The sequence below is a fragment of the Enterobacter cloacae complex sp. P47BA genome (assembly GCF_014930485.1).
Classification (GTDB): Bacteria; Pseudomonadota; Gammaproteobacteria; order Enterobacterales; family Enterobacteriaceae; genus Enterobacter; species Enterobacter bugandensis.
Window position 1 is genome coordinate 33,598 of sequence record NZ_JADBRF010000013.1, and the last position, 26,307, is coordinate 59,904.

Consider the following 26,307-nt stretch of genomic DNA (forward strand, 5'->3'; position numbering starts at 1 on the left):
GAAAAAACGCGCTGGGGACGTTTTCTATTGCATCTGAAATACTCTTGTAAACAGAGTTATCCACAGAATTCGCGCTTTACCCAAACCGTACAGAAAGTTAGCAGGGTGAATAATATCTTCCTAAGTCACTGTATTAATTGGATAAAATTTCATTTCAAAATGTTATTGAGATCACTTGACCTCTTCTCAAGTCCAGATGGCGCTTGAGTTTTTATTTTTATTCACAGGCTGTGAATATATCACGCATCCCGCGTAAGCCCTTTTTCAATCACCCTAACCAGCCGCTGTTTCTTAGGAAGCTGCACCTCGACCACGCAGGCATTTCGCTTCTCGATTTGCTGCGCAATCGCCCATTCTATGTGTTCATCAAGAAGTGGGTGCTCACCTCTACGGCTTTCGAGCGCCTGAATATTCGCTTCATCCCACGGGGCATTGCCCAGCGCGACGGCCACGTTTCGCAGCCAGCGCAGGTGGCCGATACGCCGAATAGCGGAACCTTCCGTCACCTTCAGGAACCAGGCTTCGGTCCAGGCGAACAGTTCAATAAGCTGTGGCGCATGCAGCGCCTTACGCGGGCTGAAGTCCTCTTCGTCCGTCAGCTGTGAATAGCGGTTCCACGGGCAAATCAGCTGGCAGTCGTCGCAGCCGTAGATCCGGTTGCCGATAAGCGGTCGGAACTCTTCCGGGATCGCCCCTTCAAGCTCTATCGTGAGATAGGAGATGCAGCGGCGGGCATCAACGGTGTAAGGCTCAACGATGGCGCCCGTCGGGCAGATGGTCATGCAGGCCACGCAGCGGCCACAGCCTTCCTCCACCGGGCCATCTACCGGCAGGGGTAAATCTATCAGCAGCTCACCGAGGAAGAAGAACGATCCGGCGTCGCGGCTCAGGATAAGTGAGTGCTTACCTGTCCAGCCAAGTCCGGCTTTTTCGGCGATCGGGCGCTCAAGAACAGGCGCGGAATCGACAAAGGGTCTAAAATTCAGCGAATCACAGTGCTGCTGAATGGTTTCCCCGAGTTTTTTTAAGCGGTTACGCAGAAGCTTATGGTAATCACGTCCCAGAGCGTACCGGCTGACGTAACCCAGGGAGGGATTTTTTAGCGTGCGCGCAAAGGCCGCGTTGGCAGGCAGGTAGTTCATGCGCACGCTGATGACGCGTAGTGTACCCGGTAAAAGTTCATGTGGACGGGCGCGCATCATGCCGTGACGCGCCATCCACTCCATTTCGCCGTGGTATTGTTTGTCCAGCCAGGCCTGCAGTTTTGGCTCGCTGGCTGAGAGGTCGGTATCGGTAATGCCTACCTTCTGGAAGCCAAGCTCAGCACCCCACTGTTTTATTTTTTGCGCTAATTCATTGAGATCGAGGGGCTGTGACATGACGGACCATACGGTGAAGAAAAACCCCGCAAGTATACCACATTCCATCTGGCATGCGGATGACCTCCGGCGCGCCGAAAAAGAGGCCGCAGACAGTCTCGGCATTACCCTTTATGAACTGATGCAGCGCGCGGGAGAGGCGGCGTTTAACGTTGCCCGCAGCGCGTACCCGCAGTCCACTCACTGGCTGATTTTGTGCGGGCACGGCAATAACGGCGGCGACGGCTACGTCGTTGCGCGTCTTGCCGTTGCAGCCGGTCTCCGCGTTACCCTGCTGGCGCTGGAGAGTGATAAGCCCCTGCCGGAAGAGGCCTGCGCGGCGCGGGAGGCATGGCTGAACGCAGGCGGCGTGATTCATGCTCCTGATATCGTCTGGCCGGAAGATGTTGATCTGATTGTTGATGGTCTGCTGGGGACCGGGCTACGCAGCGCTCCTCGCGAAAACATTGCCGCGCTTATTGAACACGCTAACGGGTACTCTGCGCCGGTCGTCGCGTTGGATATTCCGTCGGGCCTGATCGCACAGACCGGCGCGACGCCTGGCGCCGTTATTCAGGCTGCGCACACCGTGACCTTTATCGCTCTGAAGCCGGGCCTGTTAACCGGAAAAGCGCGGGATGTGGTCGGCGTATTGCACCATAACGCGTTGGGGCTGGAGAGCTGGCTCGTTGGACAGGAAACACTCCTGTCGCGCTTTGATTCCTCGCAGCTAAAAGAGTGGCTTCCGCCGCGCCGCCCAACGTCTCACAAGGGCGACAACGGCAGGCTGGTGATTATTGGTGGCGATCGCGGTACGGCAGGCGCGGTTCGCATGACCGGTGAGGCGGCACTTCGCAGCGGTGCCGGGTTAGTGCGAGTACTCACTCGCATTGAAAATATTGCGCCAATCATCACAGCCCGACCGGAACTGATGGTCCATGAGCTTACGCCCCAGACGCTGGAAGAAAGCCTCGAATGGGCGGATGTGGTGGTTATTGGTCCCGGGCTTGGACAACAGACATGGGGTAAACAGGCCCTGCAAAAGGTCGAGAATTTTCGTAAACCGATGCTGTGGGATGCCGACGCGCTTAACCTTCTGGCAATAAATCCGGATAAGCGTCACAATCGCATTCTGACGCCACACCCCGGCGAAGCCGCGCGCCTGCTTAACTGCAGCGTGGCAGAAATTGAAAGCGATCGCTTACTTTCTGCTCAGCGTCTGGTAAAACGTTACGGAGGTGTTGCCGTTTTGAAAGGGGCAGGAACCGTTGTCGCCAGTGACGAGACGCAGGGCATTATTGATGCCGGAAATGCGGGCATGGCGAGCGGCGGTATGGGCGATGTGCTTTCAGGCATCATCGGCGCATTGCTTGGACAGAAACTTCCCCTTTATGATGCAGCCTGTGCGGGCTGCGTGGCCCACGGCGCGGCAGCTGACAGGCTTGCTGCGCGGGAGGGGACACGCGGTATGCTGGCCACCGATCTCTTTTGCACGCTGCGGCGTGTTGTTAACCCGGATGTGATTGACGTAGAAAATGACTAATCGAGCGATTCCTTTACCTGATGAACAAGCCACTTTAGATCTCGGCAAGCGCGTGGCGCAGGCCTGTCAGGGGGCAACCGTCATTTATCTGTATGGCGATTTAGGTGCGGGTAAAACCACCTTCAGCCGGGGTTTTTTGCAGGCGTTAGGGCATAACGGGAACGTGAAAAGCCCTACCTACACGCTGGTCGAGCCGTACACCCTCGACAATCTTATGGTGTACCACTTTGATTTATACCGCCTTGCGGATCCTGAGGAGCTGGAATTTATGGGGATCCGTGATTATTTTGCCAACGACGCCATCTGCCTGGTGGAGTGGCCGCAACAAGGTGCGGGTGTGCTGCCTGACCCGGATGTCGAAATTCACTTAGATTACCAGGCTCAAGGGCGTGAGGCTCGCATCAGTGCGGTTTCCTCATCAGGGTGTTCCTTACTGGCGCGTCTCGCCGGTTAAGAGTAGGGATGACGGGATGATTAGTCGCGTTAAAGGTTGGGTGTTGGCTGCGACGGTGCTGCTGTGCGCGCAGGCCGGGGCGGCAAGCCTTTCGGATATTCAGGTGTCAAACGGCGAAAGCCAGGCCCGGATTACGTTCAGCTTTATGGGCGACCCTGAATACGCGTTTTCACAGCCAGACAGCCACAGCGTGGCGCTGGATATCAAACAGACAGGCGTGATCCAGGGGCTACCGCTGCGGTTCAGCGGTAACAACCTGGTGAAAAGTATCCGCTCGGGTACCCCTCAGGACAGCCAGTCGCTGCGCCTGGTGGTCGATCTGACCGAAAAGGGCAAAACGAAGGCGGTGAAGCAGCAAAACGGGGCGAACTATACGGTGGTCTTCACCATCAATGCCGATGTTCCGCCGCCTCCGCCGCCACCGGTTGTCGCGAAACGCGTGGAAGAGCCGGTGTATACGCCTCGCCCATCGGAACCTGCGCGTAATCCGTTTAAATCGCAGAACGATCGCATAACCGCGGCAACCAGCAGTAACACGGTAACGCGTCCGGCGGTCAGCGCACGGCGTACGGTCAGCGGTGACAAAGTGATTATCGCCATTGATGCCGGGCACGGTGGACAGGATCCTGGAGCGATTGGCCCGGGCGGCACGCGAGAGAAAAATGTCACTATTGCGGTGGCCCGCAAGCTGCGGACGCTGTTAAACGATGATCCGATGTTTAAAGGCGTACTAACCCGCGACGGCGACTATTTTATCTCTGTGATGGGCCGCTCAGACGTGGCGCGTAAGCAAAACGCCAATTTTCTGGTCTCCATTCACGCGGATGCCGCGCCGAACCGTAACGCGACGGGCGCCTCGGTATGGGTCCTGTCGAACCGCCGGGCAAACAGCGAAATGGCCAACTGGCTGGAAGAGCATGAGAAACAGTCTGAACTGTTAGGCGGCGCGGGTGATGTGCTGGCAAACAGCCAGTCTGACCCATACCTCAGCCAGGCGGTGCTGGATTTACAGTTCGGTCATTCTCAGCGCGTCGGGTATGATGTCGCCACTAACGTATTGAACCAGTTGCAGGGCATCGGGGCATTGCATAAGCGCCGCCCTGAACATGCGAGCCTGGGCGTTCTGCGCTCGCCGGATATTCCGTCAATTCTGGTAGAGACGGGCTTTATCAGCAATAACAGTGAAGAGCGCCTGCTGGGCAGCGACAGCTATCAGCAGCAAATTGCCGAAGCGATTTATAACGGTTTACGTAAATATTTTGAGGCGCATCCTCTGCAGTCCGCGCCGCAGGGCGGAGCAGCCCAGACGGCCAGCGCCGCGCAGCCGGGTGGGTTGACCGCCACAAATTAAGGAGAATTCATGCCGATTCAGGTTCTGCCGCCGCAGCTCGCGAACCAAATCGCCGCCGGTGAGGTGGTGGAACGCCCTGCGTCGGTGGTGAAGGAGCTGGTTGAAAATAGCCTCGATGCGGGCGCCACCCGCATTGATATTGATATCGAACGCGGCGGCGCAAAGCTTATCCGCATTCGCGACAACGGCTGCGGCATCAAAAAAGAGGAGCTGGCGCTGGCGCTGGCGCGTCATGCCACCAGTAAAATTGCCTCTCTGGATGACCTGGAAGCGATTATCAGCCTCGGTTTTCGCGGCGAAGCGCTGGCCAGTATCAGCTCGGTTTCTCGTTTAACGCTGACCTCCCGCACCGCTGAACAGCAGGAAGCCTGGCAGGCCTACGCTGAAGGGCGGGATATGGACGTCACGGTCAAACCCGCGGCGCACCCTGTCGGTACTACGCTGGAAGTTCTGGACCTGTTCTACAATACTCCCGCCCGCCGCAAGTTTATGCGTACCGAAAAAACCGAGTTCGGCCATATCGACGAGATCATCCGCCGAATTGCGCTCGCCCGTTTCGACGTCACCATCAACCTCAGCCATAACGGCAAGGTGATGCGCCAGTACCGCGCGGTGGCTGAAGGTGGTCAGAAAGAGCGACGGTTAGGCGCTATCTGCGGGACGCCGTTCCTGGAGCAGGCGTTGGCTATCGAGTGGCAGCACGGCGATCTGGCTTTACGCGGCTGGGTGGCCGATCCGAACGCCAGTAGCGCGGCGTATTCTGAAATTCAGTATTGCTACGTGAATGGCCGCATGATGCGCGACCGCCTCATTAATCACGCCATTCGCCAGGCCTGCGAAGACAAGCTCGGGGCCGATCAGCAACCGGCCTTTGTGCTTTATCTGGAGATCGACCCGCATCAGGTGGATGTCAACGTCCATCCTGCCAAGCATGAAGTACGGTTCCATCAGTCGCGTCTGGTGCATGATTTTATCTACCAGGGCGTGCTGAGCGTGCTGCAACAGCAGCTTGAACCCACGCTGCCGCTGGAAAAAGAAGACTCCGCACCGCGCCCCATTCCGGAAAACCGTGTTGCTGCGGGCCGCAACCATTTTGCGGAGCCTGCCGTCGCGCGTGAACCAGACGCCCCGCGTTTTTCCTCTGCAGGAGCCGCGCCGCGTCCGACGGGCGTGAACTACCCGAACGCTCAGCCCGGCTATCAGAAGCAGCAGGGGGCGCTGTACCGTAAACTGCTGGAAACGCCCGCAGTCGAGCGCAAAGAGCACATTTCGGTGGCGACACCTTCCCTTGAAGGCCATAGCCAGAGTTTTGGCCGGGTGCTGACGATTATCGCACCGGATATGGCCCTGCTTGAGCGCGACGGCAAACTGCTGCTTCTGGCGCTTCCGGTTGCCGAACGCTGGCTCAAGCAGGCGCAACTGACGCCGGGGGAACATGCGGCCTGTGCGCAGCCGTTATTGATCCCGGTTCGCCTGAAAATATCCGCTGAAGAAACAAGGGTATTGCAGCGTGCAGAGGCCCAGCTGGCGCAAATGGGCATTGAAATTGTGCTCGAACCACAACATGTGACAATTCGCGCAGTGCCTTTACCCTTACGCCAACAAAATTTACAAAACTTGATTCCTGAACTGATAGGCTACCTGGCGCAGCAAACATCGTTGGAGGCTGCTAACACCGCGCAGTGGATCGCCCGTCATCTGGCCAGCGAACATTCACCGTGGAGTATGGCGCAGGCGATTACCGTGCTGGCGGAGGTGGAACGCCTCTGCCCACAACTGGTGAAAGCGCCGCCGGGTGGGTTATTACAACCTGTTGATTTAAAAACGGCGATGACCGCCCTGAAACATGACTGACGTAAGCAAGGCGAGCCTGCCAAAGGCAATTTTTTTAATGGGCCCAACGGCCTCTGGCAAAACAGCGTTAGCCATTGAGTTACGTAAAGTTTTGCCTGTAGAGTTGATTAGCGTTGATTCCGCCCTCATCTATCGAGGGATGGACATCGGCACGGCGAAGCCCGGCGCAGACGAACTGCGTGCGGCACCGCACCGTTTGCTGGATATTCTCGACCCGGCAGAGGCTTACTCCGCAGCGGATTTCCGCCGGGATGCCTTAGCTGAGATGGCCGAGATAACGGCGGCGGGGCGTATACCGCTGTTGGTTGGCGGAACCATGCTCTACTTCAAGGCGCTGCTCGAAGGTTTGTCACCCTTACCTTCTGCAGATCCTGAAATCAGAGCAAAGATTGAGCAGCAGGCGGCAGAGCAGGGGTGGGACGCATTGCATAAACAACTGGCAGAGATTGACCCGGTTGCGGCGGCGCGAATCCATCCAAACGATCCGCAAAGGCTTTGCCGGGCACTGGAAGTTTTTTTCATTTCGGGTAAAACTTTAACGGAACTGACGCAAACGTCAGGAGACGCTCTGCCGTATCAGGTGCATCAGTTCGCCATCGCCCCGGCGAGCCGTGAACTGCTCCATCAACGAATTGAGCAGCGTTTTCATCAGATGTTGGCTTCAGATTTTGAAGCAGAAGTGCGGGCGCTATTTGCCCGTGGAGATTTGCATACGGATATGCCTTCCGTTCGTTGTGTGGGATACCGCCAGATGTGGTCGTATCTTGAAGGTGAGATTTCATACGATGAAATGGTTTATCGAGGTGTTTGCGCCACGAGACAGTTAGCGAAGCGCCAGATCACCTGGTTGCGCGGTTGGGAGGGGGTTCACTGGTTAGACAGTGAAAAACCGCAACAGGCGTTAAACGATGTGATTGAGGTTGTTGGTGATATCGCCCACTGAATGTGTACAATTGAGACGTATCGTGCGCAATTTTTCAGAATCGCAAGGTTCTAAGTACAAAACAAGCATATAAGGAAAAGATAGAATGGCTAAGGGGCAATCTTTACAAGATCCGTTCCTGAACGCATTGCGTCGGGAACGTGTTCCAGTTTCTATTTATTTGGTGAATGGTATTAAGCTGCAAGGTCAGATTGAGTCTTTCGATCAGTTCGTGATCCTGTTGAAAAACACGGTCAGCCAGATGGTCTACAAGCACGCTATCTCTACTGTTGTTCCGTCCCGTCCGGTCTCTCATCACAGCAATAACGCTGGCGGCGGCACAGGCAGTAACTACCATCATGGCAGCAACGCGCAGGGTTCTTCTGCTCCTGCGCAGGACAGCGACGAGACCGAATAAGGTTTTAGCTGTTATCCACACGGGGAGCCAGGGATCCTGCGTTCCCCGCTGATCTTTTTAGAGAGGTTTACGCTTGTTTGACCGTTATGATGCCGGTGAGCAGGCGGTGCTGGTACACATCTATTTTTCGCAAGACAAAGATATGGAAGACCTCCAGGAGTTTGAATCTCTGGTCTCTTCCGCCGGTGTCGAAGCAATGCAGGTGATTACCGGTAGCCGTAAAGCGCCGCACCCAAAGTATTTTGTTGGTGAAGGTAAAGCAGTAGAAATTGCGGATGCCGTAAAAGCAACCGGCGCGTCAGTCGTGTTGTTTGATCATGCGCTGTCTCCAGCCCAGGAGCGCAACCTGGAAGCTCTCTGCGAGTGCCGTGTTATCGATCGCACGGGATTGATTTTAGACATTTTTGCTCAGCGTGCCCGTACCCACGAGGGGAAATTGCAGGTTGAGCTGGCGCAGTTGCGCCATCTGGCGACGCGTCTGGTGCGTGGCTGGACCCACCTTGAAAGACAAAAAGGCGGGATTGGTTTGCGCGGTCCGGGTGAAACCCAGCTCGAAACCGACCGCCGTTTGCTGCGTGGCCGTATTACCCAGATCCTCTCACGTCTGGAACGTGTCGAGAAACAGCGTGAACAGGGGCGTCGGGCGCGAACCAAAGCCGACATCCCCACGGTGTCGCTGGTGGGCTATACCAACGCCGGTAAATCCACCCTGTTTAACCAGATAACCGAGGCCCAGGTGTATGCCGCAGACCAGCTGTTTGCGACCCTGGACCCGACGCTGCGCCGCATTGACGTTGCAGACGTGGGTGAAACAGTGCTGGCGGATACCGTAGGGTTTATCCGCCATCTGCCGCACGATCTGGTGGCGGCGTTTAAGGCGACGTTGCAGGAGACGCGTCAGGCGACCCTGCTGCTGCACGTGATTGATGCGGCTGACGTACGCGTGCAGGAGAACATCGATGCGGTGAACGTGGTGCTGGAAGAAATTGACGCCCACGAAATTCCCACCCTGTTGGTGATGAATAAGATCGATATGCTGGAGGATTTCGAACCGCGTATCGACCGTGATGAAGAGAACAAACCGATTCGGGTCTGGCTTTCTGCTCAGGCCGGAATCGGTGTGCCACTGCTTTTCCAGGCTTTGACAGAACGTCTTTCCGGTGAGGTAGCTCAGCACACGCTGCGACTGCCGCCACAGGAAGGCAGGCTGCGCAGCCGGTTTTATCAGCTTCAGGCGATAGAAAAAGAGTGGATGGAGGATGACGGCAGCGTGGGGATGCAGGTGCGTATGCCGATCGTTGACTGGCGTCGCCTCTGTAAACAAGAACCTGCGCTGGCGGACTATATCGTCTGATCAGAAAGGGGAAGCCTGAAAAATTCGCCCTTGCATAACAAATATGGAGCATATACATGGCGTGGAATCAGCCCGGTAATAACGGACAAGACCGCGACCCGTGGGGAAGCAGCAATAATCAAGGCGGCAACTCTGGGGGAAATGGCAACAAAGGTGGTCGCGAGCAGGGGCCGCCGGATCTGGATGATATCTTCCGCAAGCTGAGCAAAAAGCTTGGTGGCCTTGGCGGAGGAAAAGGTTCTGGCTCGGGTGGCAGTTCCAGCCAGGGACCGCGCCCGCAATTAGGTGGCCGCCTGGTGGGCATCGTTGCTGCCGGGCTGGTGATCGTCTGGGCAGCCAGCGGGTTCTACACCATTAAAGAAGCAGAACGCGGCGTGGTCACCCGTTTCGGTAAGTTCAGCCATCTGGTGGAGCCGGGCCTGAACTGGAAGCCGACCTTCATTGATGACGTGACCGCAGTTAACGTGGAGTCCGTCCGTGAACTGGCCGCCTCCGGCGTGATGCTGACCTCGGACGAAAACGTGGTGCGCGTTGAGATGAACGTGCAGTACCGCGTGACCGATCCTGAGCGTTATCTGTTTAGCGTGACCAGCGCCGATGACAGCCTGCGTCAGGCGACCGACAGCGCCCTGCGTGGTGTGATCGGCAAATACACCATGGACCGCATCCTGACCGAAGGTCGTACCGTTATTCGTAGCGATACCCAGCGCGAGCTGGAAGAGACGATTCGTCCGTACAACATGGGTATCACCCTGCTGGACGTCAACTTCCAGGCTGCACGTCCGCCGGAAGAGGTAAAGGCCGCGTTTGACGATGCGATTGCTGCCCGTGAAAACGAACAGCAGTACATCCGCGAAGCAGAAGCGTACACCAACGAAGTTCAGCCGCGTGCTAACGGTCAGGCGCAGCGTATTCTGGAAGAGGCGCGTGCGTATAAGACCCAGACCATCCTGGAAGCTCAGGGTGAAGTGGCTCGCTTTGCGCGCATCCTGCCGGAATACAAAGCCGCCCCGGAAATTACCCGCGAGCGTCTGTATATCGAGACTATGGAAAAAGTGCTGAGCCACACCCGCAAAGTGCTGGTTAACGACAGCAAAGGCGGAAACCTGATGGTTCTGCCGCTGGATCAGATGCTGAAAGGCGGTTCTGCACCGGCAGCGAAAGACACCAGCGGAGCGAACAACCTGCTGCGTCTGCCGCCAGCCTCATCAGGCAGCTCCAGCGCGAACACAACGCCTTCTTCGAACGATGGTGACATTATGGACCAACGCCGTGCTAACGCGCAGCGTAACGACTACCAGCGTCAGGGGGAATAAGGATGCGTAAGTCAGTTATTGCGATCATCGTCATCGTACTGGTCGTGCTTTATACCTCGATCTTTGTGGTGAAAGAGGGCGAGCGTGGGATCAAGTTCCAGTTCAGCAGCGTCGTGCGTGATGGCGACAAACGTCCGGTGATTTACGAGCCGGGCCTGCACTTCAAGGTGCCGTTCATTCAGTCTGTGAAAACGCTTGATGCGCGTATCCAGACCATGGATAACCAGGCCGACCGTTTCGTGACCAAAGAGAAGAAAGACCTGATCGTTGATTCTTACATCAAATGGCGCATCAGCGATTTCAGCCGTTACTTCCTGGCAACGGGCGGCGGTGACGTGTCTCAGGCAGAAGTGCTGCTGAAACGTAAGTTCTCTGACCGTCTGCGTTCTGAAATTGGTCGTCTTGATGTGAAAGACATCGTGACCGACTCCCGCGGCCGTCTGACCCTGGAAGTGCGCGATGCGCTGAACTCCGGTACAGCGGGCACCGAAGACGAAGTGGCAACGCCAGCAGCGGATGACGCGATTGCTAAAGCGGCCGAACGCGTTCAGGCTGAAACCAACGGTAAAGTGCCGGTGATCAACCCGAACAGTATGGCGGCGCTGGGTATCGAAGTGGTTGACGTGCGTATCAAGCAGATCAACCTGCCAGCGGAAGTGTCCGAGGCGATCTACAACCGTATGCGCGCCGAGCGTGAAGCGGTAGCCCGTCGTCACCGTTCACAGGGTCAGGAAGAGGCTGAAAAACTGCGTGCGGCAGCGGACTATGAAGTGACCAAGACGCTGGCGGAATCTGAACGTCAGGGCCGTATCCTGCGCGGTGAAGGCGATGCGGAAGCGGCGAAGCTGTTTGCCGATGCATTCAGTCAGGATCCAGACTTCTACGCCTTTATCCGTAGCCTGCGCGCTTACGAGAATAGCTTTAAGAGCAACCAGGATGTGATGGTGCTCAGCCCGGACAGCGATTTCTTCCGTTATATGAAGACGCCGACCAACGCAACGCGATAAACTTAGGCTCGTTTGAGTATTCAAACCACCGCTCCCAACGGAGCGGTGGTTTTCTTTTATAAGGATGAAAAATGAATTCAACGATCTGGCTCGCGCTGGCCCTGGTTCTGGTGCTGGAAGGTCTCGGCCCGATGCTCTATCCGCGCGCGTGGCGTCGTATGATCGCGACCATGAGCCAGCTACCGGATAATATTTTGCGTCGTTTCGGCGGTGGTCTTGTGGTTGCCGGTATCGTTATCTACTACATGTTGAGGAAAACGATTGGCTGATCAAAAACTAGCCGCAATTGGCGTATTTTAAGGTCAAAAAGTGCTGTATATCTGAAAAAGCGATGGTAGAATCCATTTTTAAGCAAACGGTGATTTTGAAAAAAATGGGTAACAACGTCGTCGTACTGGGCACCCAATGGGGTGACGAAGGTAAAGGGAAGATTGTCGATCTTCTGACTGAACGGGCTAAATATGTTGTACGCTACCAGGGCGGTCACAACGCAGGCCATACTCTCGTAATCAACGGTGAAAAAACCGTCCTCCATCTTATTCCATCAGGCATTCTTCGCGAAAACGTCACCAGCATCATCGGTAACGGCGTTGTGCTGTCTCCTGCTGCGCTGATGAAAGAGATGAAAGGTCTGGAAGACCGTGGTATCCCTGTTCGTGAGCGTCTGCTGCTCTCCGAAGCCTGCCCGCTGATCCTGGACTATCACGTGGCGCTGGACGTGGCGCGTGAAAAAGCGCGTGGCGCGAAAGCGATCGGCACCACCGGTCGTGGTATCGGCCCGGCTTACGAAGATAAAGTTGCACGTCGTGGTCTGCGCGTCGGTGACCTTTTCGACAAAGCGACCTTCGCTGAAAAACTGAAAGAAGTGATGGAATATCACAACTTCCAGCTGGTGAACTTCTACAAAGCTGACGCTGTTGACTACCAGAAAGTGCTGGATGACGTCATGGCGATTGCAGACATTCTGACCGGTATGGTTGTTGATGTATCCGATCTGCTGGACCAGGCGCGCAAGCGTGGCGATTTCGTCATGTTCGAAGGTGCGCAGGGTACGCTGCTGGACATCGACCACGGTACCTATCCGTACGTTACTTCTTCTAACACCACCGCGGGTGGCGTGGCGACCGGCTCTGGCCTGGGTCCACGTTATGTGGATTACGTTCTGGGCATCATCAAAGCGTACTCTACTCGCGTAGGTGCGGGTCCATTCCCGACCGAACTGTTTGATGAAACCGGCGAGTTCCTGTGCAAGCAGGGTAACGAATTTGGCGCGACCACTGGTCGTCGTCGTCGTACCGGCTGGCTGGATGCGGTTGCCGTGCGTCGCGCAGTGCAGATCAACTCCCTGTCTGGCTTCTGCCTGACCAAGCTGGACGTACTGGACGGCCTGAAAGAAGTGAAAATCTGCGTAGGTTACCGTATGCCAGATGGCCGCGAAGTGACCACCACTCCGCTGGCTGCTGACGACTGGGAAGGTATTGAGCCAATCTACGAAACCATGCCGGGCTGGTCTGAGACCACCTTTGGTGTGAAAGAGCGTAGCGGCCTGCCGCAGGCGGCGCTGGATTACATCAAGCGCATTGAAGAACTGACCGAAGTGCCGATCGATATTATTTCTACCGGCCCGGATCGTACTGAAACGATGATCCTGCGCGACCCGTTCGACGCATAATCTTCGTGACTGCTGGCCTGCGGGGAGACCCGTAGGCCGGATAAGCGTAGCGCCAACCGGCGACCGCTCCTGGATCTCCGCTTTTTCGCCCCGTCTGTCAAATAAATTAGCCGCTAACTATCTGGCTGGTTTATCATCATTAATGAATATCTCTGCGGTTTGACCGCGTTTTCCCTTTTTCCTGAGGTTGATGTGCAGTTAACAAGTTTCACCGATTACGGCTTACGCGCGCTGATTTACATGGCGTCGTTACCCGAAGGGAAGATGACCAGTATCTCTGAAGTCACAGAGGTATACGGTGTGTCCCGTAATCATATGGTCAAAATAATCAATCAACTTAGCCGTGCCGGATACGTTGCTGCCGTCCGCGGGAAGAATGGAGGGATCCGTCTTGGTAAACCGGCACAGAGTATTCGTATCGGGGATGTGGTACGCGAGCTGGAGCCCTTGTCTCTGGTGAACTGCAGCAGCGCGTTCTGCCACATTACGCCCGCTTGCCGCCTGAAACAGGCGCTTTCTAAGGCCGTGCAAAGTTTTCTCAAGGAACTGGATAACTACACGCTGGCCGATTTGGTTGAAGAGAATCAACCGCTTTATAAATTATTGCTGGTGGAATGAAGAAAATTTCCACCGGAGCTGACAACGGAGGAACCGACATGTCACAAGATCCTTTCCAGGAACGCGAAGCCGAAAAATACGCGAATCCTATCCCCAGCCGCGAGTTCATCATTGAACACTTAACAAAACGCGAAAAACCCGCCAATCGTGAAGAACTTGCCGTTGAATTAAATATTGAAGGTGAAGAGCAAATTGAAGCCCTTCGCCGCCGCCTGCGCGCGATGGAGCGTGACGGGCAACTGGTCTTTACCCGCCGCCAGTGCTACGCGCTGCCGGAACGCCTCGATCTGCTGAAAGGGACCGTCATTGGTCACCGCGATGGCTTTGGCTTCCTGCGCGTGGAAGGCCGTAAGGACGACCTTTACCTCTCATCCGAACAGATGAAAATGTGCATCCACGGCGACCAGATCCTGGCGCAGCCGTTGGGTGCAGACCGTAAAGGCCGCCGCGAAGCACGCGTGGTTCGCGTGCTGGTGCCAAAAACCAGCCAGATTGTGGGTCGCTACTTTACCGATGCGGGCGTAGGCTTCGTGGTGCCGGACGACAGCCGTCTGAGCTTCGATATTCTGATCCCACCTGAAGAGGTGATGGGCGCGCGCATGGGCTTTGTGGTGGTGGTTGAACTCACCCAGCGTCCGACCCGTCGCACCAAAGCGGTCGGTAAAATCGTCGAAGTGCTGGGCGATAACATGGGCACCGGCATGGCCGTCGATATGGCGCTGCGTACTCATGAAATTCCGTACGTCTGGCCGAAAGCGGTCGAAGAGCAGATCGAAAACCTGCGCGAAGAAGTACCGGAAGAGTCCAAAGCGGGCCGTGTGGATCTCCGTTCCCTGCCGCTGGTCACGATCGACGGTGAAGACGCCCGCGACTTCGATGACGCGGTCTACTGCGAGAAAAAACGCGGCGGCGGCTGGCGTCTGTGGGTGGCTATCGCTGACGTAAGCTATTACGTTCGTCCGCACACGCCGCTGGATAACGAAGCGCGCAGCCGTGGTACGTCGGTCTACTTCCCGTCGCAGGTGGTACCGATGCTGCCGGAAGTGCTCTCCAACGGCCTGTGCTCCCTGAACCCGCAGGTTGACCGTCTCTGTATGGTATGTGAGATGACCATCTCCACCAAAGGGCGCTTAACGGGCTACAAATTCTACGAAGCGGTAATGAGCTCGCACGCGCGTCTGACCTATACCAAGGTCTGGCATATGCTGCAGGGCGACCAGGACCTTCGCGAGCAGTACGCGCCGCTGGTTAAACACATTGAAGAGCTGCATAACCTCTACAAAACGCTGGAGCAGGCGCGCGAAGAGCGCGGCGGGATCTCCTTTGAGAGCGAAGAAGCGAAGTTTATCTTCAACGCCGAGCGCCGCATTGAGCGTATCGAACAGACCCAGCGTAACGATGCGCACAAGCTGATCGAAGAGTGTATGATTCTGGCGAATATCTCGGCGGCACGCTTCGTTGAGAAAGCCAAAGAACCTGCGCTGTTCCGTATTCACGATAAGCCGACCACGGAAGCCATTACGTCGTTCCGCTCCGTGCTGGCTGAGCTCGGCCTGGAGCTGCCTGGCGGTAATAAGCCTGAGCCACGCGATTACGCCGAACTGCTGGAATCCATCAGCGATCGTCCTGACGCGGAAATGCTGCAGACGATGCTGCTGCGCTCCATGAAGCAGGCGATTTACGATCCGGAAAACCGGGGGCACTTCGGCCTGGCGCTGCAGTCTTACGCGCACTTTACCTCGCCGATCCGCCGTTATCCGGATCTGTCACTGCACCGTGCGATCAAGTATCTGCTGGCGCACGAGCAGGGCCATAAAGGCAACACGACTGAAACCGGTGGGTATCACTACTCGATGGAAGAGATGCTGCAACTGGGTCAGCACTGTTCCATGACCGAGCGCCGTGCGGATGAAGCGACGCGCGACGTGGCGGACTGGCTGAAGTGTGACTTTATGCTGGATCAGGTGGGCAACGTCTTTAAGGGCGTGATTGCCAGCGTGACCGGCTTTGGTTTCTTCGTTCGTCTGGATGAGCTGTTTATCGACGGTCTGGTGCACGTCTCCAGCCTGGATAACGACTACTACCGCTTCGACCAGGTCGGCCAGCGTCTGATTGGCGAATCAGGCGGCCAGACCTACCGTCTGGGCGATCGCGTGGAAGTGAAGGTCGAAGCCGTGAATATGGACGACCGTAAAATCGACTTCAGCCTGATCTCCAGCGAGCGCGCGCCGCGTAACGTCGGTAAAACCGAGCGTGAAAGGGCGAAAAAAGGCGGAAACGGCAAAGCGAGCGGTAAACGTCGCCAGGCGGGCAAAAAGGTAAACTTCGAGCCGGACAGCGCGTTCCGCGGCGAGAAGAAACAGAAGCCAAAGGCGGCGAAGAAAGAGGCTCGCTCAGCGAAAAAGCCTTCCGCGAAGACGCAGAAAATCGCTGCCGCGACAAAAGCGAAGCGCGCAGCCAAGAAAAAGCAGGCGGAATAATTCTCCCCTCACCCTGACCCTCTCCCCAACCGGGAGAGGGGAAATACTTATTACGAGAACCATCAATGAGTGAAATGATTTACGGCATCCACGCGGTGCAGGCCCTTCTCGATCGCGCACCGGAGCGTTTTCAGGAAGTGTTTATTCTGAAAGGGCGTGAAGACAAACGTCTGATGCCGCTGATCCACGCGCTGGAAGCGCAGGGCGTGGTGATCCAGCTGGCGAACCGCCAGTTCCTGGATGAGAAAAGCGAAGGCGCGGTGCACCAGGGGATCATTGCCCGCGTGAAGCCGGGCCGTCAGTATCAGGAAAACGATCTGCCGGATCTGATTGCCGCGCTGGAAAACCCGTTTTTCCTGATTCTGGATGGCGTCACCGACCCACATAACCTCGGCGCGTGCCTGCGCAGCGCGGATGCGGCGGGCGTGCACGCGGTGATCGTACCGAAAGATCGCTCTGCCCAACTTAACGCGACGGCGAAGAAAGTGGCCTGCGGCGCGGCGGAAAACGTTCCGCTGATCCGCGTGACCAACCTGGCGCGCACCATGCGTCTGCTGCAGGAAGAAAATATCTGGATCGTCGGTACAGCGGGCGAAGCGGATCATACTCTGTATCAGAGCAAAATGACCGGCCGTCTGGCGCTGGTGATGGGGGCGGAAGGTGAAGGCATGCGTCGCCTGACGCGCGAGCACTGCGACGAGCTGATTAGCATCCCGATGGCGGGCAGCGTGTCGTCTCTGAACGTTTCCGTTGCAACGGGTATCTGCCTGTTTGAAGCGGTGCGCCAGCGCGGGTAGCCTGTTGTGCCGGGTGGCGGCTTCGCCTTACCCGGCCTACAAAAGCATGGTACCGTAGGCCCGGTAAGCGCAGCGCCACCGGGCAACAATCTCATTCCTCTAACGACCGTAAATGGTCATCCTTCCTGAGCGTCATCAGCGCGAAAATACTCACCACCGCCGTTGCCATCACGTAATATGCCGGAATGTCCAGGTTGCCCGTCTGCTTAATCAGCCCGGTAATGATTAACCCCGCACAGCCCGAAAAAATCGCGTTCGATAACGAATAGGCCAGCCCCAGTCCCGTATAGCGCACGCGCGTCGGGAACATCTCAGACAGCATCGCCGGGCCCGGCCCCGCCAGCATGCCCACCAGACCGCCCGCAATCAGCACCACAATCGCTTTGACCGCCATCGTACTGGACTCCGCCTGCAAAATTTTCAGCAGCGGCAGGGCGAGGATCAGCAGGAGCACGGTGGCGATAATCATCACCGTTCGCCGCCCGATCCTGTCGCTCAGCGTTCCCGACGGAATGATGGTGAGCGCAAACCCAATGTTAGAAATCACCGCTATCAGCAGCGCCTGATTAAACCCGGTGTGCAGCGCAGACTGCAGATAGGTCGGCATGAGCACGAGGTAGGTATACCCCGCCGCGGACCAGACCATCACGCGGCCAATGCCCATCAGGATGGTTTTGAGCGTGGCGGAAGTACTGGCCTGAGCAATGACCGCTTTTTCCTTCTGTTGCACAAAGCTCGGCGTCTCTTCCATGCTCACCCGCAGCCACAGCGCGACCACGCCCATCGGCAGCGCCAGGAAGAAAGGAATGCGCCAGCCCCAGTCGTGCAGGGCTTCAGGCGTGAGGAGGGCAGAGAGCAGCGCGACAATACCTGCGCCCGCTAACAGCCCGAGCGCGACGGTAAAGGACTGCCACGCGCCGTACAGACCGCGCTTGCCACGCGGGGCGAACTCCGTCATCAGTGAGACCGCACCGCCGTACTCGCCGCCCGCGAACAGGCCCTGCAGGATGCGCAGCAGCGTAACGATCAGCGGTGCAGCAATGCCGATGCTGGCGTAGACGGGCACGATGCCGATGGCCGTGGTGGCGAGCGTCATTAGCACCAGCACAATAATCAGCGTCGGTTTTCGGCCTATCCTGTCACCAATCCGGCCAAATACCACCGCACCCAGCGGACGGAAGAAGAAGGCAATGGCAAACGAGGCCCAGGTGAGGATCAGACTGGTCAGTCCCGCCTCTCCCTCAAGCTGGAAGAAGTTCTTCGCAATCACGGTCGCCAGAAAACCGTAGACCGCAAATTCATACCACTCGATAAAGTTACCAATGGAGCCTGCAATTAATGCTCGCTTGTGCGCATCCTGTTGCATAACGATCCTCACAAAGACGGGTTAAGAATAAATTATTCAACATAAGCGGAGTAATGAAATAGTTTATTCTTATGTTCTGTGAGCTATTTCACGAATGATATCAGCGGGATCGCCATCGTGTGACCTCACTCCCATGCAGCGTTCATACGGTCTGTCCATACTTACCTTCATTGCCACTGAAGGAGGGAGACAGCATGCACTGGCAGACCCATACCGTTTTTAATCAACCAGCCCCACTCTCTAACAGCAACCTTTTCCTCTCTGACTGCGCCCTGCGCGACGCGGTTGCGCGCGAGGGTGCCGAGTGGGATATGGATCTTCTTGCCAGCATTGGACAGCAGTTAGGCACGGCGGAGTCGCTGGAGCTGGGCAGGCTGGCGAACGTGAATCCGCCGGAGCTATTACGCTACGACCCCACGGGAGAGCGGCTGGATGACGTCCGCTTTCATCCGGCATGGCACCTGCTGATGCAGGGGCTCTGCGCTAACCGGGTACATAATCTGGCATGGGAGGAAGAGGCACGAAAAGGTTCTTTCGTCGCCAGGGCCGCGCGCTTCGTGCTCCATGCTCAGGTAGAAGCGGGGACGTTATGCCCGGTGACCATGACCTTCGCCGCCACGCCGCTGTTGCAGCAGTCGCTGCCCAAACCGTTTCATGAATGGTTAACGCCGCTGATGAGCGACCGTTACGATCCCCATCTCGCGCCGGGTGGGCAAAAGCGCGGCCTGCTGATCGGCATGGGAATGACGGAAAAGCAGGGCGGCTCGGACGTGCTCAGCAACACCACCAGAGCGGAAAAATGCAGCGACGGCAGCTACCGTCTGGTGGGCCACAAGTGGTTTTTCTCCGTGCCGCAGAGCGATGCGCATCTGGTGCTGGCGCAGGCGAAAGGCGGTTTGTCCTGCTTCTTTGTCTCGCGTTTCTTACCCGACGGACAGCGCAACGCCGTACGGCTGGAACGTCTGAAAGACAAGCTCGGCAACCGCTCGAACGCCAGCAGCGAGGCGGAGTTCCTCGATGCCTCCGGCTGGCTGCTGGGTGAAGAGGGAGAAGGCGTGCGGCAAATCCTGAAGATGGGCGGGCTGACGCGCTTCGACTGCGCGCTGGGCAGCCACGGGCTAATGCGCCGGGCGCTTTCCGTGGCGCTGTACCACGCCCATCAGCGTCAGACCTTCGGCAAAAATCTTATCGATCAGCCGCTAATGCGTGAAGTGCTAAGCCGTATGGCGCTGGTGCTGGAGGGACACACGGCGCTGTTGTTCCGTCTGGCCCGAGCGTGGGATAACCGCACCGACCCGCAGGAGGCCGCCTGGGCGCGGCTTTTTACCCCGGCCGCAAAATTCAGCGTGTGCAAAGCGGGCATTCCGTTCGTGGCGGAGGCGATGGAGGCACTCGGCGGGGTCGGGTACTGCGAGGAGAATGAACTTCCACGCCTGTATCGCGAAATGCCGGTGAATAGCATCTGGGAAGGATCGGGCAATATCATGTGCCTGGACGTGCTGCGTGTGCTGGCGAAGCAGTCAGGTATCCACGACCTGCTTGCCGACGAGTTTGCCCAGGTCAAAGGACAGGACAGACACTTTGACCGCAGCTGGCGGCAGCTTCAGCAAAAGCTGCGTAAACCGCAGGAGGCGCAGGGGAGGGAGATCGCTCAGCAGCTCTTTTTGCTGGGGGCCGGCAGCCAGATGCTGCGGCACGCATCGCCGCCCATGGCGCAGGCGTGGTGCCGCATGATGCTGGATACCCGTGGCGGTACGCTCATGAATGAGCAGGTGCAAAGCGATCTGCTGCTGCGCGCCACGGGCAGGGTTGGCTAGCGTTTAAGCTGGAACAGGCTGACCAGTTGGGTAAGGTGTGACCCTTTCTCGCGCAGCGTGCGTGCGGTTTGCTCGCTGCGTGAGATGCGATCGGCATTGATATGCGACGCTTCGCCAATGTGGGTCATGGCAAGATTGACCTGGCCGATCCCCGCGGACTGCTCGCGTGACGCGTGGTTAATCTCCGTGACCAGCTGGCTGATGTTGTCGATATGAACGATGATGGAATCCATCGCCAGACGCGTCTGTTCAGACAGCGCGTGGCCTTCGCCCACTTTTCGCAGGGTATCGCCAATCAGATGTTCAATCTCCTTCACCGCGTTGGCGCTTCGACCTGCCAGGGCGCGAACTTCCTGCGCGACCACAGCAAAACCTTTTCCATGCTCGCCTGCGCGTGCCGCTTCTACCGCCGCATTCAGCGCCAGAATATTAGTCTGGAACGCGATGGACTCGATCACGCGGGTGATGTCTTCGATACGTTTTGACGCTTCGCGAATGTCGTCCATGGTGGCAACCGCATGGGTCACCGTTTCACCACCCTGATGAACCGCGCGCGAGGTTTCACCTACCAACTGCTGCGTTTGCTCCATGTTGGCGGCATTTTGCTGCACGGTCGCGGCCAGTTGCTCCATGCTGGCGGAAGTCTCTTCAACGCTGCTGGCCTGCTTGTTGATCTGCTCGGAGATGTCTCCGGTATCGGAGGCCAGCGCATTGGTGCCCAGATGGATCTCGCCCGCGGCCTCGCGGACCTGCAGGACAATTTTTTGTAGCCCATCACCGATACCGTTAATGGCTTCAACCAGCTGGCCAACCTCATCCTGGCGGGTCACGGGCAGGCTGGAGCGTAAATCGCCCGCGGCATACTGGCGGGCAAGGTCAATCACGTTACGCAGCGGACGGGTCAGCATCCGGCGAATAAGCACCACAAACAGGCCCGCGAAGAGGACGGACAACGCTACGCCGGCCAGCAGGAAACGGTCGCGCATAGCGTTAACGCTTGAGAGCAGGACTGATTTATCCACTTCACCGACGATGGTCCAGTTCCAGCCGGGCAGCGGCGTATAGGCCATTTTCAGCGTGCGACCGTCGTCGCTTACGCGTTCCAGCGAGCCTGAGGAATCGCTCAACAGCTGCTGTTGGGTGGCGCTATCCCACTTCGGCAGTTTTCCCTCTTCGCTGGCGTGGAACAGATACTGACCGCGCGTTTTGCCGTTGCTGCGGTCCAGCACGAAGAAGTGCCCGCTCTCGCCCAGGCGGCGGTTGAGGATTTTCTCGCGCATGACATTCCAGGAGTGAGTGATATCCACCCCAACGAAGATAATCCCGATAACCTGACCTTCACTGTTCTTCACGGGCTGGTACTGGGTTATGTAGCGCTTGCCAAACAGGAGCGCCAGGCCGCGGTACACCTCGCCTTTCGAGACGGAGGCAAACGCTGGGCTGCTCGTGTTCAGAACCGTCCCCATAGCGCGATCGCCATTCTCTTTGCGCAGGGAGGTGGCAACGCGAATGAAGTCGTTACCGCTGCGAACAAACAGCGTTGAGATCGCTCCCGTACGGCTCAGAAAATCATCAGAAAACGTTGTATTTTCATGGAGTTCAGCGTCGCCTCCTTTCAGCAGGGGAACGGCGAGCCCGTTTATGGTCCGGGTCTGCTGAGTATCGACGCTAAACGGCTGAGGCAGAAATGTTGTAAACAGTCTGGTGTAGCTTTCGACTTCTTCGCTCAGGCTGGTATTAAACATCTGCACCATGTCGACCATACCGGTGGACTGATTATGCAGATCTTCGACCGCGAGGGCTTCAAGCTGCTGGCTGGCTTTTTGGCTGAGCAGGAAAGTGAAAAGCAGAAACAGCGTGGCGACACTGACGCCCGTCAGCAGCGACAGCTTTGTTCCAAGGCCCGCACGGCGGAAAACATTGATCATAAATTGCTCATCATTGAAAAGGTATGGTTCTTCAACGGCAGAGCGGAGATTACGTTTACTGAATTAATGTAACAAAATGTTATTTTATTGTTTTAGGGTGGTTTTAAATTAGATAAAAAATTTGCAAAAACGAAAAGCCACTAAAAATAAGTGGCTTTTATCAGGAAGGATTTATACGTAGAGAATGGCCTGTACCCGCCACTGGTCGATATGGTTATCTTCCTGCATCTGGATGATGCGATACCATGACGCGCCCTGTTCATCGGCCTTTAATGCCACGATACGTTCAACGTCTTGCGGGCTCCCCGGAATGTTATTGACGGAGATCTGGCCTATTTCATTCAGACCTGTTACGCAATCCGCACTGGCGAATTCTGCTGACTGCGCGGTGGTGCTCACCAGGCCTGCAGAGAGCAACAGAGAGGTCAAAGCAAGAGTTCGTTTCATCGTCAGCTCCATTTCACATATTTCCGGTATCCGCCGGGCAATCCTTCGCGAATAAACTCCCATTCCTTGTCGCTGGCATGGAGTTTATTGTGGACAGGAAAATGTCTATGGACGCAAAGCAGTGTAAATGTCGTTCAAAGGTAAACCATTATTTCCGGTACAAAATGGCTTGTGAATACCACTGTCCCGTTATGATGGTTTCGTCGATCATAATAATGACGTAATAATCTGCTTTGGCAGCGACGGCTTGTGCCTTTATTGCGTCTTCTGCGTCATCCGGCGAACCGCGAACGAGCGCGGAGACGGTGCCCATTCGCTGTAATCCTTCCGTCTGATTACGACGAATCTCCTGCGGATGATCGGCAACCGGGGGAGCGGGTTGCGGTGTACCCTGCAGTGCGCTACAGCCACTGAGCAGAAACACCAGCAATAAAGCAGCAAACCTGTGCATAACCATATCTCGTTTCCTGTTAGCCATAGTGTAGTTGTCTGCGAATTTAGTTTTGGGGGAATGTTCCCGAAGTGTTATCTGGGACGTAATTTTCGAATGAAAATAGCGTCAAACCGTAATCCAGTTCTCAACATTATGAATCATTCATTCGTACAGGGTCGACAATGATTGAAATTGAAATACGCCATCTCGGCGACCATGAAATTTTACACGCTGTGCCGGCAGGGAAACGTGATAAATCGCTGCCTGTTGTGGTTTTTTATCATGGGTTTACCTCATCGAAACTGGTTTACAGTTATTTTGCAGTGGCGCTGGCTCAGGCAGGTTTTCGCGTGGTAATGCCGGATGCGCCTGACCACGGCGCGCGCTTTACGGGCAATGAGCGGGCGCGACTGGGGCAGTTCTGGCACATTCTGCACGGCAGTCTGACCGAGTTTGCCGGGTTGCGCGATGCGCTCTATGAGGCAGGGCTGGTGGCCGATAATCGGCTGGCGGTGGCCGGGGCGTCGATGGGCGGCATGACGGCGCTGGGGATTATGACGCATCATCCTGACGTGCGATCTGTTGCCTGTCTGATGGGCTCGGGCTATTTTACCTCGCTGGCGAAGACGCTTTTCCCCCCTCAGGATTTAACGGAAATTACGCCGATGCTGGCAGAGTGGGAAGTGACCCGGGCATTGCCGCGCCTGGCCGATCGCCCGCTGCTGCTATGGCATGGTGATGCGGACGATGTTGTCCCGCCCGATGGAACCTTCCGCCTGCAGCAGGCGTTAAAGAATGAAGGACTGGACGCTAATCTGACCTGTTTGTGGGAGTCAGGCGTCCGCCACCGCATCACGCCAGCGGCGCTGGACGCCACGGTGGCGTTTTTCCGCAAGCATCTTTAAACGCGCAGGACTTTCACCCCTTGATCTTCCAGCTTCTGGAGGATCTCGGGGTTCGCCCCTTTGCCGGTGATCACCATGTCGATCTGTTCTGCGCGGCTGAACAGCATGCCTGCGCGTTCACCGACTTTGCTGCTGTCGACCAGCACAACGAGCTTGCCCACCACGTTGAGCATGTTTTGTTCCGCCATCGCGGTCAGCATATCGGTTTTATACAGGCCGTCAGCGGTCAGGCCTTTGCCGCTGGTAAACATCCAGTGCCCGGCGTAGAGACTGTTTTCGCTGTCCTGCGGGCTGAGCGTGATGGACTGGCTTTTGTTGTACTGGCCGCCCATGATCACCACGCTTTCATGTTCCTGATCGATCAGGTAGTTAGCCAGCGGCAAATAGTTGGTAATGATTTGCACCGGCTTGCCGCACATTTCACGGCCCAGCAAAAACGCCGTGGAGCCGCAGTTGATGACGACGCTCTCACCGGGGTTCACCAGCTGCGACGCCGCTCTGGCAATCCGTACTTTTTCATCGTGATTCTGCGCCTGATGAATATTCATAGGCGACCAGCGTGGACGCTGCTGGCTGATGGCTTCTGCGCCGTTGCGGACTTTTTTCAGCTTGCCGCTCTCATCCAGCTTGTTGATGTCTCGCCGCGCGGTGGCGGGGGAGATCCCTAAACGTTCGATCACTTTCTCGACGGTGATAAACCCTGTTTGCGCCAGGAGTTCCAGTAAAATTTGATGCCGTTGCGCTTCCGTCATGAGCTATTCCGATAAGAATTGATTTGAAAAGATGATATTTGAAATAGCGTGAAATTACTAAAATAAATATGAAATCGCCAGACACAGGGTCTGGCGATGTGGCCTCACAATCAGAGGAAGGATTTAAACGGGAGATCTGGCTCAATGGTGAAGCAATCATCGAAGCCGCGCGGGTAGTGATACTCGAGATTGTCTTTGTCCAGCGGCCAGGTGAACTTGCCGCCTACCTGCCAGATAAAGGGCTTGAAGCCGTACTTCAGGCGGTCTTTTTTCATCTCCCACAGCACGCGGATTTCCTGCGGATCGGCCTGGAAGTTTGACCAGATATCGTGGTGGAACGGGATCACTACTTTGGTGTTGAGCGCTTCCGCCATGCGCAGCATATCGGCGCTGGTCATTTTGTCCGTAATACCGCGCGGGTTTTCCCCGTACGAGCCCAGCGCCACGTCAATCTGATATTCGTTGCCGTGCTTCGCGTAATAGTTAGAGTAGTGGGAATCACCGCTGTGATACAGGGAGCCGCCCGGCGTCTTGAACAGGTAATTCACCGCACGTTCGTCCATGCCGTCTGGCAGTACCCCAGCAGCCTTCTGGTCGGCCGGCAGGGTAATCAGCGCGGTACGGTCAAAGGCATCCAGCGCGTGGATTTCAATGTCTTTAATTTTCACCACGTCGCCAGGCTTCATCACGATGCAGCGCTCTTTAGGCACGCCCCAGCCAATCCAGAGATCTACGCAGGTTTGCGGCCCGATAAACGGTACGTCGTCCGCGCAGTTTTGCATCACCGCTGCCGCCACGTTCACGTCGATATGGTCGTTGTGATCGTGAGTAGAAAGCACGGCATCGATCTGGCGAATGGCAAAAGGATCAAGGACAAACGGCGTGGTGCGCAGGTTCGGCTGGAGCTTTTCCACGCCGGCCATACGCTGCATCTGGTGGCCTTTTTTCATCAGCGGGTTACCGTGGCTCTGTTTGCCGGTGCCGCACCAGAAATCGACGCAGATATTGGCGCCGCCTTCAGATTTCAGCCAGATACCGGTGCAGCCCAGCCACCACATTGCAAACGTGCCAGGAGCAACCTGTTCCTGCTCGATCTCTTCGTTCAGCCAGCTACCCCACTCCGGAAAGGTGCTCAGAATCCATGATTCACGGGTAATGGTTTTCACTTTACTCATCGTTTGACTCCTGGTTTTAATCAAAAGTAATCATACTGTGACTTGTTGTGATTAATGCTGTCACTGTTTGAATCGATTTGCAATGGCTGATTTGCGGAAAATTCCCCTCGTCACATCACAGAAAAAACATCATGACGTTGTTAAGATAACCGCTATAAATGATTAATTTACTGAATTTTAAGAATTTATTTATTGGATTCGATCGGTAGTGAAAATCATTACTAACACCATGGAAATAAATTGCGTGATGCGTCACAAATAATCAAATTCAATCTTGTGGTGATTATTTGTGATTAATAGAGTGATGGCACCAACCGCACAGGGATTGCCCCTCGTGTTC

Annotated in this window: 23 protein-coding genes; 16 read left to right on the forward strand and 7 right to left on the reverse strand. The window is 56.2% G+C overall.

Annotated elements, in window-relative coordinates:
* Positions 1 to 239 precede the first annotated feature (239 nt).
* Entirely contained in the window at positions 240 to 1,379 is a 1,140-nt protein-coding gene (gene queG / locus IM299_RS14300; RefSeq protein WP_028015248.1) for a tRNA epoxyqueuosine(34) reductase QueG, read from the reverse strand.
* On the opposite strand from queG, the gene nnr reads away from it, so the two are divergent.
* The 14 genes from nnr to rlmB all read left to right on the forward strand — a co-directional run bounded on the left by nnr (position 1,378) and on the right by rlmB (position 17,144).
* A complete protein-coding gene (gene nnr, locus IM299_RS14305; protein ID WP_048961000.1) occupies positions 1,378 to 2,901 on the forward strand; it encodes a bifunctional ADP-dependent NAD(P)H-hydrate dehydratase/NAD(P)H-hydrate epimerase in 1,524 nt (507 codons plus the stop codon). The genes queG and nnr overlap by 2 nt on opposite strands.
* Positions 2,894 to 3,355, forward strand: coding sequence for a tRNA (adenosine(37)-N6)-threonylcarbamoyltransferase complex ATPase subunit type 1 TsaE (gene tsaE / locus IM299_RS14310; RefSeq protein ID WP_028015250.1), 462 nt, complete (start codon positions 2,894 to 2,896; stop codon positions 3,353 to 3,355). The genes nnr and tsaE overlap by 8 nt, the downstream gene beginning before the upstream one ends.
* 16 nt (positions 3,356 to 3,371) lie before the next feature.
* Entirely contained in the window at positions 3,372 to 4,706 is a 1,335-nt protein-coding gene (gene amiB / locus IM299_RS14315) for an N-acetylmuramoyl-L-alanine amidase AmiB (protein ID WP_028015251.1), read from the forward strand.
* Positions 4,707 to 4,715: 9 nt separating this feature from the next.
* Positions 4,716 to 6,560, forward strand: a complete 1,845-nt coding sequence (gene mutL / locus IM299_RS14320; RefSeq protein ID WP_047364110.1) for a DNA mismatch repair endonuclease MutL — start codon at positions 4,716 to 4,718, stop codon at positions 6,558 to 6,560.
* On the forward strand, positions 6,553 to 7,503 hold the full coding sequence (gene miaA, locus IM299_RS14325) for a tRNA (adenosine(37)-N6)-dimethylallyltransferase MiaA (protein ID WP_193357673.1): 951 nt from the start codon (positions 6,553 to 6,555) through the stop codon (positions 7,501 to 7,503). Before mutL ends, miaA begins: the two co-directional genes overlap by 8 nt.
* An 85-nt stretch (positions 7,504 to 7,588) precedes the next feature.
* Entirely contained in the window at positions 7,589 to 7,900 is a 312-nt protein-coding gene (gene hfq, locus IM299_RS14330) for an RNA chaperone Hfq (RefSeq protein ID WP_013095287.1), read from the forward strand.
* A 73-nt stretch (positions 7,901 to 7,973) separates the two neighbouring features.
* Positions 7,974 to 9,254 carry a ribosome rescue GTPase HflX gene (hflX, locus tag IM299_RS14335; RefSeq protein ID WP_023331851.1) on the forward strand — a complete coding sequence of 427 codons (1,281 nt, stop codon included), beginning with the start codon at positions 7,974 to 7,976 and terminating at the stop codon, positions 9,252 to 9,254.
* Positions 9,255 to 9,310: 56 nt separating this feature from the next.
* Positions 9,311 to 10,570, forward strand: a complete 1,260-nt coding sequence (hflK, locus tag IM299_RS14340; protein ID WP_028015254.1) for an FtsH protease activity modulator HflK — start codon at positions 9,311 to 9,313, stop codon at positions 10,568 to 10,570.
* 2 nt (positions 10,571 to 10,572) lie between these two features.
* Positions 10,573 to 11,577 carry a protease modulator HflC gene (gene hflC / locus IM299_RS14345; protein WP_028015255.1) on the forward strand — a complete coding sequence of 335 codons (1,005 nt, stop codon included), beginning with the start codon at positions 10,573 to 10,575 and terminating at the stop codon, positions 11,575 to 11,577.
* A gap of 71 nt (positions 11,578 to 11,648) precedes the next feature.
* On the forward strand, positions 11,649 to 11,846 hold the full coding sequence (locus tag IM299_RS14350) for a DUF2065 domain-containing protein (RefSeq protein ID WP_003855996.1): 198 nt from the start codon (positions 11,649 to 11,651) through the stop codon (positions 11,844 to 11,846).
* 104 nt (positions 11,847 to 11,950) lie between these two features.
* Entirely contained in the window at positions 11,951 to 13,249 is a 1,299-nt protein-coding gene (locus tag IM299_RS14355) for an adenylosuccinate synthase (protein WP_006178975.1), read from the forward strand.
* Positions 13,250 to 13,441: 192 nt separating this feature from the next.
* A complete protein-coding gene (gene nsrR / locus IM299_RS14360; RefSeq protein WP_028015256.1) occupies positions 13,442 to 13,867 on the forward strand; it encodes a nitric oxide-sensing transcriptional repressor NsrR in 426 nt (141 codons plus the stop codon).
* A 38-nt stretch (positions 13,868 to 13,905) separates the two neighbouring features.
* Positions 13,906 to 16,347 carry a ribonuclease R gene (gene rnr / locus IM299_RS14365; protein WP_163332749.1) on the forward strand — a complete coding sequence of 814 codons (2,442 nt, stop codon included), beginning with the start codon at positions 13,906 to 13,908 and terminating at the stop codon, positions 16,345 to 16,347.
* Positions 16,348 to 16,412: 65 nt separating this feature from the next.
* The gene (gene rlmB / locus IM299_RS14370; protein WP_193357674.1) at positions 16,413 to 17,144 is read left to right on the forward strand and encodes a 23S rRNA (guanosine(2251)-2'-O)-methyltransferase RlmB; all 732 of its coding nucleotides are present in this window, start codon (positions 16,413 to 16,415) and stop codon (positions 17,142 to 17,144) included.
* A 91-nt stretch (positions 17,145 to 17,235) separates the two neighbouring features.
* Here the strand turns inward: rlmB and IM299_RS14375 are convergent, their stop codons facing one another.
* Entirely contained in the window at positions 17,236 to 18,510 is a 1,275-nt protein-coding gene (locus IM299_RS14375) for an MFS transporter (RefSeq protein ID WP_193357675.1), read from the reverse strand.
* Between the two features lie 194 nt (positions 18,511 to 18,704).
* Between IM299_RS14375 and IM299_RS14380 the strand changes: the two genes are divergently transcribed.
* Complete coding sequence (locus tag IM299_RS14380) at positions 18,705 to 20,327, forward strand: isovaleryl-CoA dehydrogenase (RefSeq protein WP_193357676.1); 1,623 nt, start codon at positions 18,705 to 18,707, stop codon at positions 20,325 to 20,327.
* On the opposite strand, the gene IM299_RS14385 is transcribed toward IM299_RS14380, so the two are convergent.
* From IM299_RS14385 to bsmA, 3 genes are all read right to left on the reverse strand, one after another.
* Positions 20,324 to 22,255 carry a methyl-accepting chemotaxis protein gene (locus IM299_RS14385; RefSeq protein ID WP_193357677.1) on the reverse strand — a complete coding sequence of 644 codons (1,932 nt, stop codon included), beginning with the start codon at positions 22,253 to 22,255 and terminating at the stop codon, positions 20,324 to 20,326. The two genes, IM299_RS14380 and IM299_RS14385, sit on opposite strands and share 4 nt — an antisense overlap.
* A 171-nt stretch (positions 22,256 to 22,426) precedes the next feature.
* Positions 22,427 to 22,714, reverse strand: coding sequence for a DUF1471 family protease activator YjfN (yjfN, locus tag IM299_RS14390; RefSeq protein ID WP_032644956.1), 288 nt, complete (start codon positions 22,712 to 22,714; stop codon positions 22,427 to 22,429).
* A 136-nt stretch (positions 22,715 to 22,850) separates the two neighbouring features.
* Positions 22,851 to 23,180, reverse strand: a complete 330-nt coding sequence (gene bsmA / locus IM299_RS14395) for a biofilm peroxide resistance protein BsmA (RefSeq protein WP_028015263.1) — start codon at positions 23,178 to 23,180, stop codon at positions 22,851 to 22,853.
* A 137-nt stretch (positions 23,181 to 23,317) separates the two neighbouring features.
* On the opposite strand from bsmA, the gene yjfP reads away from it, so the two are divergent.
* Positions 23,318 to 24,040, forward strand: a complete 723-nt coding sequence (gene yjfP / locus IM299_RS14400; protein ID WP_041911482.1) for an esterase — start codon at positions 23,318 to 23,320, stop codon at positions 24,038 to 24,040.
* On the opposite strand, the gene ulaR is transcribed toward yjfP, so the two are convergent.
* Both ulaR and ulaG read right to left on the reverse strand, forming a co-directional pair.
* Positions 24,037 to 24,792, reverse strand: a complete 756-nt coding sequence (ulaR, locus tag IM299_RS14405) for an HTH-type transcriptional regulator UlaR (RefSeq protein WP_024907324.1) — start codon at positions 24,790 to 24,792, stop codon at positions 24,037 to 24,039. The two genes, yjfP and ulaR, sit on opposite strands and share 4 nt — an antisense overlap.
* A gap of 110 nt (positions 24,793 to 24,902) precedes the next feature.
* Positions 24,903 to 25,967 carry an L-ascorbate 6-phosphate lactonase gene (gene ulaG, locus IM299_RS14410; RefSeq protein ID WP_045631264.1) on the reverse strand — a complete coding sequence of 355 codons (1,065 nt, stop codon included), beginning with the start codon at positions 25,965 to 25,967 and terminating at the stop codon, positions 24,903 to 24,905.
* Positions 25,968 to 26,307: the final 340 nt, after the last annotated feature.

Coding starts and splice junctions, on each gene's coding strand:
- IM299_RS14355 (WP_006178975.1), top strand. CDS start 11,951: ATGGGTAACAACGTCGTCGTACTGGGCACCCAATGGGGTGACGAAGGT.
- ulaG (WP_045631264.1), bottom strand. CDS start 25,967: ATGAGTAAAGTGAAAACCATTACCCGTGAATCATGGATTCTGAGCACC.
- IM299_RS14375 (WP_193357675.1), bottom strand. CDS start 18,510: ATGCAACAGGATGCGCACAAGCGAGCATTAATTGCAGGCTCCATTGGT.
- IM299_RS14350 (WP_003855996.1), top strand. CDS start 11,649: ATGAATTCAACGATCTGGCTCGCGCTGGCCCTGGTTCTGGTGCTGGAA.
- ulaR (WP_024907324.1), bottom strand. CDS start 24,792: ATGACGGAAGCGCAACGGCATCAAATTTTACTGGAACTCCTGGCGCAA.
- rnr (WP_163332749.1), top strand. CDS start 13,906: ATGTCACAAGATCCTTTCCAGGAACGCGAAGCCGAAAAATACGCGAAT.
- miaA (WP_193357673.1), top strand. CDS start 6,553: ATGACTGACGTAAGCAAGGCGAGCCTGCCAAAGGCAATTTTTTTAATG.
- yjfN (WP_032644956.1), bottom strand. CDS start 22,714: ATGGAGCTGACGATGAAACGAACTCTTGCTTTGACCTCTCTGTTGCTC.
- yjfP (WP_041911482.1), top strand. CDS start 23,318: ATGATTGAAATTGAAATACGCCATCTCGGCGACCATGAAATTTTACAC.
- hflC (WP_028015255.1), top strand. CDS start 10,573: ATGCGTAAGTCAGTTATTGCGATCATCGTCATCGTACTGGTCGTGCTT.
- hflK (WP_028015254.1), top strand. CDS start 9,311: ATGGCGTGGAATCAGCCCGGTAATAACGGACAAGACCGCGACCCGTGG.
- amiB (WP_028015251.1), top strand. CDS start 3,372: ATGATTAGTCGCGTTAAAGGTTGGGTGTTGGCTGCGACGGTGCTGCTG.
- IM299_RS14380 (WP_193357676.1), top strand. CDS start 18,705: ATGCACTGGCAGACCCATACCGTTTTTAATCAACCAGCCCCACTCTCT.
- hfq (WP_013095287.1), top strand. CDS start 7,589: ATGGCTAAGGGGCAATCTTTACAAGATCCGTTCCTGAACGCATTGCGT.
- mutL (WP_047364110.1), top strand. CDS start 4,716: ATGCCGATTCAGGTTCTGCCGCCGCAGCTCGCGAACCAAATCGCCGCC.
- tsaE (WP_028015250.1), top strand. CDS start 2,894: ATGACTAATCGAGCGATTCCTTTACCTGATGAACAAGCCACTTTAGAT.
- IM299_RS14385 (WP_193357677.1), bottom strand. CDS start 22,255: ATGATCAATGTTTTCCGCCGTGCGGGCCTTGGAACAAAGCTGTCGCTG.
- rlmB (WP_193357674.1), top strand. CDS start 16,413: ATGAGTGAAATGATTTACGGCATCCACGCGGTGCAGGCCCTTCTCGAT.
- queG (WP_028015248.1), bottom strand. CDS start 1,379: ATGTCACAGCCCCTCGATCTCAATGAATTAGCGCAAAAAATAAAACAG.
- bsmA (WP_028015263.1), bottom strand. CDS start 23,180: ATGGCTAACAGGAAACGAGATATGGTTATGCACAGGTTTGCTGCTTTA.
- nnr (WP_048961000.1), top strand. CDS start 1,378: ATGACGGACCATACGGTGAAGAAAAACCCCGCAAGTATACCACATTCC.